The following is a 13,348-nucleotide window of genomic DNA, read 5'->3' as shown; positions in this document are numbered from 1 at the left end:
TCCTCCTTATATGAGTAGTTTTTCAAGCTCCAGGTTTGTGATGGGCAGGATGTCTGCGTCACTGCCAGGAGCGCCCTGGGGGCCTTGGCGGCCCCTCAAATTGACAGGCTTGGGGTTTTCTTTGTTGCCGTCATTGGTCCAGCTCAGGGTGCACTCATCGCCCTCCACAGAGGGGTAAAAAGTGGTGCCGTCAATTCCTTGCTTGCCGGTGTTGACATACTGCACAGAGCCAAAGCTGGCGTGCATCATGCCGCCGGTGGAGAGCTTGACCGCAATGACCCTGGGCGTGGTTTCAAAGTTTACTGCATAGGTCACATTAGATCACCCCGTCCTTGAATATCTCCCCCACATTGACCCGCATGGGCTCACTGGCAATGGCGTTGTCCAGATTGTCCCGTAGGCGGAGTTGCACCCAGACAGGCTCAAGCTCCGAAAAGAGGAGCGTGTCCTCCTGGGAAAGCGGCAGCGTGATGATGCCGTTTTCTTTGTCATAGGTGACAGCAGTGAGGTCCTTTTCCAGCACAGTTTGCCTGTTCTGCTGAAAAGTGATATACAGGGCAGATATAGTGATTGCCTCCGGCAGCTCAAAGGTCAGCACAGGGTTTGTGCCTCTCCGCATCTTGTTCACCTCCGCATCTTAAAACTCAATTCGGCCAAGTTCCTCATTCCATACGCCGGTGACCACTACATCCGTCAGCGTAACAAAGGTGACCTCAAAGCTGCTGCCGGTGACATTGGTGCCATATTTCAGCTCCAGCGTCTTGAGGCGGCTATCCAGCCCCGTGAGGTCCACACGGATGCTGGCGTGCGCTGTGTCGGAGTTGTTATGCTCATTCACAGCGCCCCCCACCAAAGCGTTGACCTCCGGCTTGGTGTAGACATCGCCCTGCTGCACAGCATTGAGCGCCAGCGCCCGGATGTCGGAGTGGCTGGTGCCGTTGGTGTTGTGCTCTGCCAGGGCGCTCTCCATCTCCGCCCGGCTCACTGTGTCCAGGGCCGGGGTGATGGTGAAACTGACAACGGAGGCATCCGCTACCACGATGTGCATAATCATGGTGAGCTTGCCGGACACGCCGCCATCCGTGGACACCTTTTCTGTGTCGGGGGTGTTGCAGATGGCAATGAGCGTGCCGTCATCGTCAAAGAGGCCCATCTCACGGATAGTGAAACCACCCACGCTGTCATCAATGGTGATTTTCACATCAATCATGTTGGCGTTGGTGGTGCTGACTGCGGCGCTGGCCACATCGCCCTCCCACTTTTTGCCCCGGAGGGCGGTCTGGGCCACGGTGGGCTCATAATACTCACCGCCGCCGTCACCGGCAGCAGCGGTCTTGATGTTGACCTTGCCGCCGTTCAAGATACACTTGGCGATCAGCGCAGCGCCCGCCGTGGTGATAACGGTGCCATAGTTTTTGGTTTCATTGGGCATAGTGCTTTTTCCTCCTATTCTTGTGGGTAAATCTCCACAGTGTTGTGATACTCCAGAGCGCCCACAGCAATGGACTTGCCGGTGCTTTCCATTTCATGGACCATCATGGGCCAGATGTTGACCTCATCCTCATACTCGGTGTAAACGCCGCAGGTGATGGTGCCGTATGACTGCAAAAAAGATGTCATCAGCACCCGCATGTTGGCCGGGCGCACCATGAGGAGCATGTCCAGGATTTCCGCCGCCAGGGCATCCGCATCCGGCAGGACGGTGTAGTCAAGCTGGATGTTGATGGTGTAGTCCACAATGCTCTCCTCATGCCCCAGCTCACCGCAGAGGCCGGTGAGCCAGTTCTTGAGCCAGGGCAGAGTGTAGGGCAGCTCCAAGTTCCACAGGGCCTTGATGCGTGCCTTGCGGACCTCCAGCGTGTCCGTGTCTTTGGGGCGGATATTCAGCTCACGCTCCCACACGGCCACGCCGCTGGCCGTTGCCGTGTCCAGGAATTGGTTGGCAAGGACCAGGGCCAGAGCGTCCCACGCAATGGAGATTTCCGGCTCATTGGCGGCATTGATGGCTTGAAACTCAAGCACCTCACGGAGCACCGGGGGGAGGTAGTCAAGGAGCTTTCTATCCATTGATGTCCCCCCTCACCGGGATGCTGTCCGCACCCAGCACAAGGTTTTCCTCCTTGCCATTGATCTGCGTGTCAGCAATGTCCGTTATCATATCGGAGCACTCGGAGAGGATGCGGCTTTCAATCTGAGAGATGCGGATGGTCAAGTGGTCCGAAGTGGCCCAGGTGCCTGCCAGCTCTGCAAAATAGTCGTCAATGACGGCCTCCACATAGCTTTTGATGGCCTCCCAGTTCCAGCCGGAGGCATAGGTCAGATTGAGCGTGATGCTCACCGGCACCGGCTCCACGCCGGTCACATGGACCACATGGCCAATGGGGGCAAGTCCCAGACCCTCCCCGGCGTTCTCGGTGGGGTCCACCGCCGTCTGCACCTCATCAATGAGGGTTTCAGAGGGGGCGGTGTTATTGGATGCCAGCAGCACCAGCTTGACGGTGCCGCCCACCGTCAGCTTTTTGTTGAGCGCCGCCGTGTAGACGGCGGTGAGCCAGGCCGCCACGGGCTCACTGAGCCCCGCAATGGCGCTGGTGTACCAGGCTGTGACAGTAGCATCCGGGATGAGCGTGGACGGCGCAATGTCCCCGTTCCAGACCGGGTGCACCTTGACGGCGGAGATGCCGGGCATGGCTTTCACCTTTTCGATGTAGTCAGCCTGGTTGCCGCCAAAGGCCTGGGACTTGAAGCTGTCAAGGACACGCTGGCGGAAAACCTCCGTGTCCTCCTCATCATCTCCGGGGATTAGCAGCTCCACCAGCTCTGCATGGGTCAGCCCGTCCACATACTCAATGGGGATGAGCTGGCCGGTGTAGCCGTTGGCATGGGCCCCTGCTGTTTCGCAGGTGACCCGGTGGCTCAGGCCGGTGGCGGTGTCCTCGGAGGTGTCCATGCGGGCCGTCACCACAAAGTTTAGGTCCTCGCAGGAGAAACGGGTGCCCACCGGCACCTCAATGTTAAACTCCGCCCGGAACACTGCGGCGCTGGGCAGGTAGGGGCTCATGTTACGGTCAGCGGCCCGCTTGATGAGATATTCACGGGGCGCTGTTGCCAGGTATGTGGCGGTGAAAACGAAGTCCAGCCCAATGTAGAGCTGGGCCAGCTCCGCCATGGACGGAGCCACACCGTTCATCACCATGGAGCCCTCCCGCTTGTCGATGCCGGAGGACACCCTGGCCAAGGCGCTGGCCAGCAGCGCCTCATAGGTCTTGGTTTCAAACATGGTTAAATCTCAACCTCCTTTGTGGCCTCCAGCTCTCCATAAATGGTGTAGACGGTAAAGCGGACCAGCACGGACTTTCTGCCGGTTTCAAAGGTCCAGTCATCCACGCCGGTGATGCGGTCATCCTGCATCAGGGCATCCGTGATGCGCCTTTTCATCTCACTCATGGCGTAGTCCATAGGTTGGCCGATCAGGTCAACCAGCTCGGAGCCATAATTGCGGGAATAGATGGGGTAGGCGTAGCGCTCCACATTGAGGATGAGATAGACCGCTTGGCGCAGGGCCTCCCGCTTGTCGGTCATGCCAGCCACCCGCTGCCCCTCAATGTCCAGCTTGTGAGTATAGCTGGGCTGCTCCTCCAGCTCAAAGCCGATGAGGTCAAGGTTTTCTCCAGTTGTCGGTAGCGTTCCCATCAAGGTGCCTCCCATCTGTCCAGGACAATGTATTTTTGCCCGCCATCACAGGAGATGAGGATGACCTTTTCCCCTGCCTTGAGGGCCAGGTGCACCTTAAAGGTTTTCCTGCCCTTGTAGGCGTGCTGGTGGGCGGCAAAAGCAGCCTCTCCGCTGCCGCCGCTTTGGCTTTCCGTCTGGTGGTCCACCGTCATGTCCACATTGAAGTCCCGGACATTGTTGGTGAGGATGAGCTGGGCCTCCGTCAAGGTCTTTTTCTGGTCCACCTGGATTTTCAGCGGGGAGGCGGATGTCACAGTGCCAAAGCTCACGGCCATGGGGCCGTCCGCTTTGACCGCCTCCACCGCCGCCTGTTTCACAGCACGGACCAGCTCATTGATGTCAAGCGACAAATGTACCACCTCGCATTTTGAGCTCCATGAGGTGCTGCCCATCGTTGAATGTGTGCCTGACCTGTTCGGCCATGAGGTAGTTGGACACATTGATGTCACCCAGGCCCAGCATGATCACCAGCAGCGTGCCCGCCCTCACACGGATGTCACCAAGGACATCCTGGAGCTTGAGGGTGCGGGTCTTGGTGTTGTAGAGGTCCAGGAGAGCGTCCGCCATCGCCTTGGCGTTGGCCTTGCTGTCCAGTTTCTCATAATATTGCAGGACACCCCATTGATTGATGTGGGAGCCATCCTGGGCAATATAGATTTCCCGCTTGCCGGTTTCCTTGTTCTCATAGGAGAGCTTGATTTTGTCATAGGTCTGGGTGGCAATGGAGCTCTTATAGTCGTAGTCACCGGCGGTGTCCTCATCCACAAGCATGTTGAGTTTCATGTTGCCCAGGCTCTTGAGGGTCAACTTTCCAACATTGTCATAGAGCACATACATCTGCCCGGTGGCCTTTAGGGTTTCGTCCAGGGCGTTTTGGATGATGTCAAACAGGGTTTGATTGTCCTCCACACGGCTGGCGATCTTGTAGCCCGTGTCCTCAAGCTCTCCCACATTGAGCTGGAAGTCCTCCGCCACCATTTTGATGACCTCAGAGGCCGTCTTGTTGGTGTAGACATAGGTATCTTTATTCTTGAGGTAATAAAGCTGGTCATACACCACGCACTTGATGACATTGGGGTTGTTGCCCTTGCGGGATTTCTCAAAGACAAAGCCATAAAAGACGGGGGTGCCGTCCACGGAAAAACGGCAGGGGTCCCCCTCTTGAAAGCTCAGGCCTGGGGTCTTTACCACCTCAAAGGTGAGCTTGCCCGGCTGGCCTTTGCGTTCCCACTCAATGGTGACACCCTCCACCGTGGGTGGGTACATGATATTGCTACCATGTTGTATCAGCAGCTCATAGCTCATGGGATGGTGAGCACCTGCCCAGGATAGATGAGGTTGGGGTTGCTGATTTTGTCCGTGTTGGCCCCGTAGATTTTGGTGTACTGGGCCCCAGCGCCATAATACTTGGCGGAGATGGCCCAGAGGGTGTCACCCTTTTTCACGGTGTAGGTCTTAGCGGAGGGGGCCGTGCTGGCATCCCGCTCCTTTTCCACGGTCACGGTCTGCTTGCCCGTGTCGGTGCTGGGCTGTTCGACCTTGGCCGTTTTCGTGCCGTAGGAGCGCCATTGCTTGAGGTTGATGTCCACGCTGACATCCAGGCCCTCCTTGGCATCCTCCGTGATGTTGTAGTCCTCCACGCTCACAGTCATGTTGGTGTCGAACAGCCGCTGTCCATCCGGGGAGCGCCGCACCAAAATAAACTGGGTGGTGCCCTTGGAGGTCTTGAGCCGTTCCAACACGCCCATGTAGTAGGACGGGGACCGGCTGCCGGTGAGCATTGAGAGCGTCACCGGCAGCACGATCTCACTCAGCCCAGGGGTGCGGAGGAAATTGATTTCACCCTCATTGAGCAGCGTGAGCGTCTTATTTTTGCCCTTGATTTTTACGGTCAGCTTGGCGGGAGTGGGCCACTCCACGCCGCCCAGGTAACAGGAATAACTCATGCGTGCACCCCCTCAGCAGCGGTGACCAGCGCCTCAGTAAAGCCCTCGGTGAGCTGGCTGATAACGCCGTCCAGATCAGCACTGCCGTCAATTCTGTTGGTCATGCCGGTCATGTCAATCTTGACCTCTGCGGTGGTGAAACGGTTGATTGCATCCCTTTCTGCGATGTCCCGCAGGTATTCAAGCTGTTCCTCTGTCACGGCCAGAGCATCAGCGGTCTTGCCGGTATTGTCAGCGGTCAGCCCGGTGTTGTCAGCAATGCTGCTCAGGTCAAAACCGCTGCCAAGGTCCGTGCCGCCGGTGCCGCCTCCGCCGAAGTCAAAGAAACTGCTCACCTTATCAGCCACACCGTCACCCCACGATGCACCGGCCTTGAAAGCATCAGAGGCCCAGCCATCCGTGAATGTGTCAAAGGTGTTGTAGCCTTTGGTGAAAGCGTCCCCAATGTTCTGGTACTCCTCAACACTGCCATAGGCCTCCGCCGATTTTGCGGCGTATTCATCCGCCTTTGCGGAAATGCCGGAGTAGTCAAACTCGACAAAGGGCAGCTTGTTCAAAGCCGCACAGATGCCCTCTACAACGGTGAGAGCGGTAGACAGCAGGCCGTAAAACCAGCCTTGCACATTGGAGATGACATTGTGGAAAGCGGTGCCGATGTTGGAGCAGCAGGCACCCAGAGCGTTCCAGATGCCAATGGCCACATTGGCCACCACAAGCATGGCGTTCCACACGGCTTGAATGGCCACATTGATGCCGCCGGTGATAACTCCAAAGCCCGTGGCCGCCACGCCGGTGGTCTTAGCAATCCAGTTGCACAGGGCGATGATGCCCGCCACAAGGGCGATGACCCCCACCACTATCCAGGTGATGGGGCAGGCCAGCAGGGCCGCATTGAGGCCGTACTGTGCCGCCGTAGCGGCAAAGGTTGCCCCAGTGCTCATCATCTCTGCCGCCGCTTTCACGCCAGCAGAGAGCGCCACAGCGCCATTGATGGCCTGAGTGATGAGCGCCACGGCGTTGTAGGCCACAAGTGCAGCCACAAGGCCCCAGGCAATAGGCTCAATCACAGACCAGTTATCAACCACAGCAGAGCCGATGTTGACGAACACATCAAGGATGCCGGAGGCAAGGGCCGTGATGGTGGCCAAGGCGTTCAAGGCTCCGTCCACCACCGTGCTGAATTGCTCACTGTTGGCCAGCTTGTTGAGCTTGTTGAGAACGGGGTCCAATGTCTGGAGCGCCCGGTTTTGCATGTTGGTCCAGATTTGCGCCCAGGTCATGGGCATACTCTCAAACTTGGCGTTGGTTTCATCTGCCACAGAGAAAAGGGCGTTTTTGACCACCTCGGCGGTGACCTGGCCCTCCTGGGCATATTGCTTGATGGAGCCCTCTGCAATACCCATGTACTGCTCAATGGCTCTGGCGATGCCGGGCGCATTTTCAAGGATGGAGTTTAGCTCCTCGCCTCTCAGAGCGCCTGCCGCCATTGCCTGGGTGAGCTGGAGCATGGCCGCCGCCTGCCCTTGGGCGGATGCGCCGCCAATGGTAAACTGGCGGTTGACCTGCTCCATAAAAGCAATGAGCTCATCATTGGAGCTGAAAGCGGCTCCAGCGTTTGCGCCCATGCTGGCAATAGCAGATGCCGTGTCAAGGTAGGCAGCTCTGGAGCGCTGGGCAGAGGCCATGATTTTGGCCTCCAGCTCATCCACGCTGCCGCCGTCATCCACAAGGAAAGACAAGCGGGCGGTGGTGCTGGTCATCTGGTCAGAGAGGCCGATGAGCTTATTGAGCCCGGCACCGGCGGCCAGTGTGGCCACCAGGGTCTTGACCTTGCCCAGCATACCATCTGCCAGGGAGCCGCCGGTGCGGAGGCCTCGGTTGAGGTTTTCCTCCTGCTCTGCGGCTCTGCGGTAGCCGTCCGCCATCTCCTGGATTTCGGCATTTGCTCCCACAAGCTGGGAGCGTGCTTGTGCAATCTGGGCGGCATCAACAGCTCTGCCAGAGGCACGCTGGACCTGCTCAAAGGCGTTGAGCGTAGTGTCAAGTGCGGAGGTTATCCTCTTGAGCACGGCGCTCATCCCGTCATTGAGGACCATTTGCGATCTGATAGTTGCCATAGTTTCACCACCTTGGGAAAAGCTCCCGCCCTGTATCGCTCAGGGCGGGAGCCTTATTTGCGTTTTGCTTTGTTCTTGAGTTCCGCCTCTTTTTTCCGCTCCGCCGCACAGCGGGCATCAATAGAGGCGATGACAAAAGCACGCTCCTTGACGGGCAGGCTCAAAAACTTGGACGGCTCCCAGCCAAACTTTTGCAGACAGAAGTGTGCATAGCTGGCCTCTGGGTCACCGTCCTCTATTAGTTTTTTGCCTCATCAACCAGCTCATTCTCAGTCTTGAAACCGTTGAGCTGGAAAACTTCCGTCACATAGTCATCAAACTCACCGCCGATGAGCAGCTTGCCCAGCAGCTCCTCCGGCTTGGCAACACCCCAGTCATTCTGGAGCTCTGCGTTGCTCAGGTCCGGGAACACCGTGCAGCGGGCGCACACCTTGGCCTGAAAAGCGTAGCTATCAAGCTGCTGGGTGTACTGGCCCTTTTTGCCGGGCACCGGCACCTGCCGGACGCAGGAGTTGCGGATGCGGGCGTATTCATCAGCGGAGATGCAGCAGATTTCCCACAACATGGGCTTGCCATCCTCCCCCTTGAAACGGGGGGAGGCGGCAAACTTGTAGTTTTCGATCTGCTCAACATTGGCGTGCATAAATGCGGACAGGTTACTCATGGATGATTTCCTCCTTTAGTTGGCCGCCCTTACATATAGGACGGGTTGGTGTGCTTTTCGGGGCGGGTGAAGCTGTCGCAGTAGCCCTCAAGGGTCTGCTCCACAAAGTCACCCTCTGCGTTGAACATGGACAGCAGCACATCACCGTCCAGCACGCAGTTGTTGTAAATCTTGGTGCTCCGGCCAACGGAGGTGGCGGGGTCATCGTTGGAGGTCTGGATGTCAAAGGTAGGCATCACACCCGTCTTGATGAAGTCCTCAACCACCTGGTCAAAGATTTCCGTGCACTTATAGACCGTCATGGAGAAAGCCAGGGCAATGGTTTGGGCCTTGTGGCCGATCACGGGATTGCCCAGACGGTAGACTTCCTTGGTGTTGACGGAGGCCTTGCCCTCAAACTCCTTGGCCATCAGCATGGAGTAGCGGGTGCCGTTCAGCGTCACAAAGCACTCAGCAAAGTTGGCGCTCACGGCATCCTGGGTGTTCATAGAGATTTTGTCAGCCATGTGTCACAATCCTCCTTTACTGAATGATAACGCTCATGTAGAGCTGGGCCATGGCGTTGATGATGTTGAGGCCGTTGATGGTCAGCAGCACTGCCTTTTTCTTGTCACCCTGCTCACAGGTCACCGTGTCGGGGTCAAAGTTCTCAACAGCACGGATTTTCTCAAGCTCCTGGATGAGCTTGACCACATCGCCCCACAGGGAGGCACGGCCAGAGGCATCATTGGGCACGGTGCCAACATAGCGGGTGTTGAACAGCACCGCCGTGTCATTGGCGATCTGGTCACACACACGGATGGTCTGGTTGGACTGGAAAACCTCTCCCTTGGTGTCGGAGAGGGTCAGCAGGGTGTTGATGTCCTCCAGCACACGGGTGACCCCGTTGACATTGTGGAACATAAACTTGCCCGCCTTGAGAGCCGCCTCAAGCGCTGCCTGGGTGTATTCGGTGTCCAGAATGAGCTCACCGTCATACTTGGCATTGGTGAGGGACTTGTTGACGGCCACGCCAGCATGTGCGCCGGTAGTCCAGTAGACCACCGCCTGGGTGTCCACATTGGCAATGGTGGCGTGGGTGGCGGTGTTCCACACGCCAATCACGCCCTCATAGTCAGCGCTGGGTTTCCAGGCCACAAGCTGGAATTTGGCACCCACCTCATCCCTCATGCGCTGGGTGTACTTGACATACAGATTGACCACGGTGCTCTCCGTGGCCGGGCAGCACAGGGTGTTGAAAGCATAGGCCTCCAGCTTATCCAGGAAAGCCTGGTGGTCCTCGCCGGTGACTGCCGCATCATCAGCGCCGCCGGTCAGCTTGGTGCCCGCAGTGGCCGCCAGCGTGGCGCTGGTCTTGAAAACCACATAGTCATTGGCCACCAGATCAGTGACCGCCTTGACCGTCTGGGTGTCAACACACTGGCCGTCCAGGTAGGTGCTCACATCCCATGCGCTGGTGTCATCGACATTGGAGGCGATGACAATAGAGAGGTCATTGCCACGCACACCGGGGTACTTGGCATCCGCATAGGTGCAGCTTGCCTTTTCGCCGTTGCCCAGCCGCCAGCAGTAGACGGTGGTGGCGTGCTGGAAAATCTCACGCAGGGCCAGCAGTTTGGGGTGGTCATACCCATAGCCGAAGATGGCCTTGCTGTTCTTCTGAAACTCACCAGAGGTGACGGGGAAAACCTCACCCTCCGGGCCCCAGCTCAGAACAAAGGGCGCTGCCGCATAGCCTCTGTCAGACAGAGTGGCGGATGCCTTTGCCACGCTGGAGAAATTGATGTAGCTGCCGGGCAGGACCTTGTTCTGGGTCAGCCAGTTACCTCCGCCAAGAGCCATTTATCTCACCTTGCCTTTCATAAACTTTTCAATCAGCGCATCCACCTCATTCAAGGTGTAGGTCTTGCCATCCTCCAGCAGTGCGCCGATCAGGTCCCGCCGGTGGACATATCTCTGAGAGGCCACCAACTGCGCCTTGGTAAAGGCGGCGGCATTGGCCTCCGTGGTCTGGGTTTTTGCCATTGGCTTATCCCTCCTCATTGATTTTGAGAGTTTCCATGTTCTCCTGCTCCAGCGGGACACGGACGAAGTGGTCATAGCTCAAAAGTACATGCAAGACATCCTCCGCCAGTGTCCACTCACAGCCGGTGGCGTGGATGATGTCCCCCTCCGGGGTTGTGATGCTCCCCAGGACAAAGGACAGCCGGTGTGCCATGCCATAACACTCCGCATCCCCGGCCTTGGGGTAGTAAATCACATCCACCATGGGTGTCCGCTTGTACCTCTGGCCCACCTCTTTGGCGTGACCGGCACCAGGCATGATGACATTAAAATCTCCGGGCTTGAGCCCTTGCTTGACATTCCCGCCATGCACCTGGGCGGCAGGAAAAGCGGCATGGAGCGCAAGGCTCACGCCGTCATAGATGCTGTTGAAATTGATTTCAGCCATTGAATACCTCCCGCAGCAGGGCCTCCAGTTTTCTCTCAATCACGCTCGGTGCAAGCCTCTCAAGGTCCTGCTCGGACAGGGTGAGGAAATACTGGCCCGGCACCCAGCCGTCACCGCCCCGTGTTCGGTGGCCAAACTCAACATAGCTGGCATATTCCACAGGGTTGATGACCTCAATGGTGTAGGCGTTGCCGGACTTTCTGACTGGCAGTGCCTCAGCGTAGGCTTTCGCATCGTTGCTGCCGCCTCTGCTGGCAGCATCCGCTTGGGTTTTGGATGTCCAGCCCCGGCGCAGGGTGCCGCCCTTTTTGCCACTGGATTTTGGGTACTGCCCCACAGGTGTGCGGGGGATGACCAGCGCCAGCAGGCGGGCGGCCAACTCCTTTGACACCTCCGTGCAGAAACGGTCCATGTCCATGCTCTGGAGCGTGGCCAGACTGTCACGGAGGCGCTGGAGCTGCTTATAATCGCAGTTTCCCCAGTTCATCAGGCCCACTCCTTGAAAAGCTCCAGCGGCACCTCTTGGTGGCAGCTATACACTGCGCTCTTGCCGCTCCGTTCATAGTCACGGGTCATGCCGTTCTGGGTCACTGTGATTTTAGACCCCTCCGGGATGTCCACGGAGGGGTCAATGTAGAGCACCACGCTTTGGGCCACCTGGGTGGCCTCCTCGTTGGGCTCTGTACTCACCACAGATTTGTGGGAAATGCGGCAGCGGATGCCTGCCGCCAGGATGCGCTCCTGGGGCTCCGTGCGGCCATTGGCGGGATTGAGCACCCCGTCCAGCACGGTGATGGTTGCCTTGCCCACCCAGAGGCTCTGCACGGCCTTTTTGTGGGCGGGGCTCCCCACTACCATCTCATCCTCCGAAAAGCCGCCAGCGTACTCTCAGGCGGGCGCATGAGCCCTGCAAGCAGGGCATCAAAGCGGGCCTCAGCGCTGCTGGCTCCATCACTGGCTCCAGCAAAGGTGATGGCCACATCACCCTCCGTGATGCTCTTGGCCGGGGCGGAGAAGTCAAAGCCCTCCAGCCCGTCCAGACCACCGGCGGCTTTCTTATCATAGAGGAATTGCCCGGCCACCATATCCACATGGACATAGAAAAGGCCATCCGGCAGCACCCTTTGATTGATGTCTGCCAGGATGTCCTTTTCACACTTGTCTATGAGGAAATTGAGGCCGGTTTCGTCATTGTCCGTGACGGTGTAGCCCAGCATGGCCAGCCGGGACACCACGGCCTCATACACGGTCATGGTTTAGCCTCTGGACTTGATGCGGGCGATGGGGATAACCTTGTGGTTGATGTAGGAGCGCTGGCTCTCAGTGGCCTCACCAGAGTGGACCAGAGCCCAGTTTGCGCCATCGGACAGCTCCGCATCCGTGGGGGAGAGGGTGGTCTGGCTGGTCTTTTCGTAGGAGATGCCCTTGGGGGCAAACACCTTGCGCTGGCGGGTGTAGAGGGTGTCCTGGCCACCGTTCTTGGCGGGGTCACGGGACATCTCATAGGGCACCTTAGCACCCAGGTCCTCAAAGTTGATGGAGCCCTCACCCAGGACATAGCTGGTGTATTCCTCACCGGCAGGGACATCCACCTCATAATAGGTGGCAATGTTGTCCACGCTGGGGGAGGCCACAGCGTTGTACTTGGTGCCGCTCTTGGTGTAGTAGGTCTTGCCGGGCACCAGGGCGGTGTCAGAGGTCAGCTTGTAGGTGGCGGCAACAGCCTCAACAGGCATCCCGTCATCCACAATGACCAGCTTGCCGTTCCAGGTGTAGAGGGTCAGGTCACGGGTCACGCCGTCCTTATCGGTGTACTTGAGGGCGGTGAGCAGGTTGAGGTTTTCCAGGTTGGTGGCCGGAACAGAGTGCATGAAAATCATGGCAAACTTTTTCTTGTGGTCACCGCAGGCCTGGGCAGTGGCGCTGTTGAGGGTGGAGGCCTCCAGGTTGCCGTTGACAGAGTAGGTGTGCTTGGTGACAAACTCACCGCTCTTGCCGCCGGTCATGGAGAAAACGCCCTTGAGGACCGCCAGGATGGTGTCCTGGTCAATGTCCTGCCAGTAGTCCGCCACCTGCTGGGCCACATTGTTCATAAAGTCCACGCCGCCGGTGATGTCAAAGGAGAAGTCCTTTTCCACCCACGCCTTGGCACGGCCAATGACCACCACACCCTGCTCAAAGGTCTTGGTGGAGGTGGCGGTGATGTCAGTCTGGCCGTCATAGTTCACGGCCTCACCGTCCAGCAGGCCACGCACGGCCACACGGGCATAGCCGGTGCCGTTCTGGGTGCCCAGCACCGCACGGATGTCCGGGTTGCCCACCAGGACCTTGGACTTGCGGATTTCGTTGAGGCGGGTGCGGGGGATGCGGTCCATGATGTACTTGAAAGCCTCAGGGTTGAAAGATTTTGCGTCAAACTTAGCGTTAGGCATAA

At 58.0% G+C, this 13,348-nt stretch carries 19 protein-coding genes; all 19 read right to left on the bottom strand.

Annotated elements, in window-relative coordinates:
• Nucleotides 1-6: 6 nt before the first annotated feature.
• The 19 genes from ACOMDU_RS02705 to ACOMDU_RS02615 all read right to left on the bottom strand — a co-directional run bounded on the left by ACOMDU_RS02705 (nucleotide 7) and on the right by ACOMDU_RS02615 (nucleotide 13,346).
• Entirely contained in the window at nucleotides 7-315 is a 309-nt protein-coding gene (locus ACOMDU_RS02705) for a hypothetical protein (RefSeq protein ID WP_227145732.1), read from the bottom strand.
• Between the two features lies 1 nt (nucleotide 316).
• Nucleotides 317-619 (bottom strand): hypothetical protein, encoded by a 303-nt coding sequence (locus tag ACOMDU_RS02700; RefSeq protein ID WP_112121043.1) that lies wholly within the window; start codon nucleotides 617-619, stop codon nucleotides 317-319.
• Nucleotides 620-637: 18 nt separating this feature from the next.
• On the bottom strand, nucleotides 638-1,432 hold the full coding sequence (locus ACOMDU_RS02695; protein WP_112121044.1) for a phage tail protein: 795 nt from the start codon (nucleotides 1,430-1,432) through the stop codon (nucleotides 638-640).
• A 14-nt stretch (nucleotides 1,433-1,446) separates the two neighbouring features.
• Nucleotides 1,447-2,067 (bottom strand): putative phage tail protein, encoded by a 621-nt coding sequence (locus ACOMDU_RS02690; RefSeq protein WP_112121045.1) that lies wholly within the window; start codon nucleotides 2,065-2,067, stop codon nucleotides 1,447-1,449.
• Entirely contained in the window at nucleotides 2,060-3,280 is a 1,221-nt protein-coding gene (locus ACOMDU_RS02685) for a baseplate J/gp47 family protein (protein WP_421128912.1), read from the bottom strand. Before ACOMDU_RS02685 ends, ACOMDU_RS02690 begins: the two co-directional genes overlap by 8 nt.
• A 2-nt stretch (nucleotides 3,281-3,282) precedes the next feature.
• Nucleotides 3,283-3,693: a DUF2634 domain-containing protein gene (locus tag ACOMDU_RS02680; RefSeq protein ID WP_227145728.1), complete on the bottom strand. Its 411-nt coding sequence runs from the start codon at nucleotides 3,691-3,693 to the stop codon at nucleotides 3,283-3,285.
• Entirely contained in the window at nucleotides 3,693-4,085 is a 393-nt protein-coding gene (locus tag ACOMDU_RS02675; protein ID WP_227145725.1) for a DUF2577 domain-containing protein, read from the bottom strand. Before ACOMDU_RS02675 ends, ACOMDU_RS02680 begins: the two co-directional genes overlap by 1 nt.
• On the bottom strand, nucleotides 4,075-5,040 hold the full coding sequence (locus ACOMDU_RS02670) for an XkdQ/YqbQ family protein (protein ID WP_421128910.1): 966 nt from the start codon (nucleotides 5,038-5,040) through the stop codon (nucleotides 4,075-4,077). The genes ACOMDU_RS02675 and ACOMDU_RS02670 overlap by 11 nt, the downstream gene beginning before the upstream one ends.
• Entirely contained in the window at nucleotides 5,037-5,681 is a 645-nt protein-coding gene (locus tag ACOMDU_RS02665) for a LysM peptidoglycan-binding domain-containing protein (RefSeq protein ID WP_421128908.1), read from the bottom strand. The genes ACOMDU_RS02670 and ACOMDU_RS02665 overlap by 4 nt, the downstream gene beginning before the upstream one ends.
• Nucleotides 5,678-7,798 carry a tape measure protein gene (locus ACOMDU_RS02660; protein WP_421128906.1) on the bottom strand — a complete coding sequence of 707 codons (2,121 nt, stop codon included), beginning with the start codon at nucleotides 7,796-7,798 and terminating at the stop codon, nucleotides 5,678-5,680. Before ACOMDU_RS02660 ends, ACOMDU_RS02665 begins: the two co-directional genes overlap by 4 nt.
• A gap of 238 nt (nucleotides 7,799-8,036) precedes the next feature.
• The gene (locus ACOMDU_RS02655) at nucleotides 8,037-8,462 is read right to left on the bottom strand and encodes a phage tail assembly chaperone (RefSeq protein ID WP_112121051.1); all 426 of its coding nucleotides are present in this window, start codon (nucleotides 8,460-8,462) and stop codon (nucleotides 8,037-8,039) included.
• A gap of 29 nt (nucleotides 8,463-8,491) precedes the next feature.
• Nucleotides 8,492-8,968, bottom strand: a complete 477-nt coding sequence (locus ACOMDU_RS02650) for a phage tail tube protein (RefSeq protein ID WP_421128904.1) — start codon at nucleotides 8,966-8,968, stop codon at nucleotides 8,492-8,494.
• A 16-nt stretch (nucleotides 8,969-8,984) separates the two neighbouring features.
• A complete protein-coding gene (locus ACOMDU_RS02645; RefSeq protein ID WP_421128902.1) occupies nucleotides 8,985-10,304 on the bottom strand; it encodes a phage tail sheath family protein in 1,320 nt (439 codons plus the stop codon).
• Nucleotides 10,305-10,487 carry a hypothetical protein gene (locus ACOMDU_RS02640; RefSeq protein WP_112121054.1) on the bottom strand — a complete coding sequence of 61 codons (183 nt, stop codon included), beginning with the start codon at nucleotides 10,485-10,487 and terminating at the stop codon, nucleotides 10,305-10,307.
• A gap of 4 nt (nucleotides 10,488-10,491) precedes the next feature.
• Complete coding sequence (locus ACOMDU_RS02635) at nucleotides 10,492-10,914, bottom strand: phage tail terminator family protein (protein ID WP_421128900.1); 423 nt, start codon at nucleotides 10,912-10,914, stop codon at nucleotides 10,492-10,494.
• The gene (locus ACOMDU_RS02630; protein ID WP_421128898.1) at nucleotides 10,907-11,401 is read right to left on the bottom strand and encodes an HK97 gp10 family phage protein; all 495 of its coding nucleotides are present in this window, start codon (nucleotides 11,399-11,401) and stop codon (nucleotides 10,907-10,909) included. Before ACOMDU_RS02630 ends, ACOMDU_RS02635 begins: the two co-directional genes overlap by 8 nt.
• Entirely contained in the window at nucleotides 11,401-11,772 is a 372-nt protein-coding gene (locus tag ACOMDU_RS02625; protein WP_421128896.1) for a hypothetical protein, read from the bottom strand. Before ACOMDU_RS02625 ends, ACOMDU_RS02630 begins: the two co-directional genes overlap by 1 nt.
• A complete protein-coding gene (locus tag ACOMDU_RS02620; RefSeq protein ID WP_227145712.1) occupies nucleotides 11,766-12,167 on the bottom strand; it encodes a head-tail connector protein in 402 nt (133 codons plus the stop codon). The genes ACOMDU_RS02625 and ACOMDU_RS02620 overlap by 7 nt, the downstream gene beginning before the upstream one ends.
• Nucleotides 12,168-12,170: 3 nt before the next feature.
• A complete protein-coding gene (locus ACOMDU_RS02615; protein WP_227145710.1) occupies nucleotides 12,171-13,346 on the bottom strand; it encodes a phage coat protein in 1,176 nt (391 codons plus the stop codon).
• Nucleotides 13,347-13,348: the final 2 nt, after the last annotated feature.

This window comes from Vescimonas sanitatis, assembly GCF_049060325.1.
Taxonomy (GTDB): Bacteria; Bacillota; Clostridia; order Oscillospirales; family Oscillospiraceae; genus Vescimonas; species Vescimonas sanitatis.
This window is presented reverse-complemented; position numbering and strand designations above follow the sequence as displayed.

Coding starts and splice junctions, on each gene's coding strand:
- ACOMDU_RS02700 (WP_112121043.1), bottom strand. CDS start 619: ATGCGGAGAGGCACAAACCCTGTGCTGACCTTTGAGCTGCCGGAGGCA.
- ACOMDU_RS02695 (WP_112121044.1), bottom strand. CDS start 1,432: ATGCCCAATGAAACCAAAAACTATGGCACCGTTATCACCACGGCGGGC.
- ACOMDU_RS02690 (WP_112121045.1), bottom strand. CDS start 2,067: ATGGATAGAAAGCTCCTTGACTACCTCCCCCCGGTGCTCCGTGAGGTG.
- ACOMDU_RS02685 (WP_421128912.1), bottom strand. CDS start 3,280: ATGTTTGAAACCAAGACCTATGAGGCGCTGCTGGCCAGCGCCTTGGCC.
- ACOMDU_RS02680 (WP_227145728.1), bottom strand. CDS start 3,693: ATGGGAACGCTACCGACAACTGGAGAAAACCTTGACCTCATCGGCTTT.
- ACOMDU_RS02670 (WP_421128910.1), bottom strand. CDS start 5,040: ATGAGCTATGAGCTGCTGATACAACATGGTAGCAATATCATGTACCCA.
- ACOMDU_RS02665 (WP_421128908.1), bottom strand. CDS start 5,681: ATGAGTTATTCCTGTTACCTGGGCGGCGTGGAGTGGCCCACTCCCGCC.
- ACOMDU_RS02660 (WP_421128906.1), bottom strand. CDS start 7,798: ATGGCAACTATCAGATCGCAAATGGTCCTCAATGACGGGATGAGCGCC.
- ACOMDU_RS02655 (WP_112121051.1), bottom strand. CDS start 8,462: ATGAGTAACCTGTCCGCATTTATGCACGCCAATGTTGAGCAGATCGAA.
- ACOMDU_RS02650 (WP_421128904.1), bottom strand. CDS start 8,968: ATGGCTGACAAAATCTCTATGAACACCCAGGATGCCGTGAGCGCCAAC.
- ACOMDU_RS02645 (WP_421128902.1), bottom strand. CDS start 10,304: ATGGCTCTTGGCGGAGGTAACTGGCTGACCCAGAACAAGGTCCTGCCC.
- ACOMDU_RS02640 (WP_112121054.1), bottom strand. CDS start 10,487: ATGGCAAAAACCCAGACCACGGAGGCCAATGCCGCCGCCTTTACCAAG.
- ACOMDU_RS02635 (WP_421128900.1), bottom strand. CDS start 10,914: ATGGCTGAAATCAATTTCAACAGCATCTATGACGGCGTGAGCCTTGCG.
- ACOMDU_RS02630 (WP_421128898.1), bottom strand. CDS start 11,401: ATGAACTGGGGAAACTGCGATTATAAGCAGCTCCAGCGCCTCCGTGAC.
- ACOMDU_RS02625 (WP_421128896.1), bottom strand. CDS start 11,772: ATGGTAGTGGGGAGCCCCGCCCACAAAAAGGCCGTGCAGAGCCTCTGG.
- ACOMDU_RS02620 (WP_227145712.1), bottom strand. CDS start 12,167: ATGACCGTGTATGAGGCCGTGGTGTCCCGGCTGGCCATGCTGGGCTAC.
- ACOMDU_RS02615 (WP_227145710.1), bottom strand. CDS start 13,346: ATGCCTAACGCTAAGTTTGACGCAAAATCTTTCAACCCTGAGGCTTTC.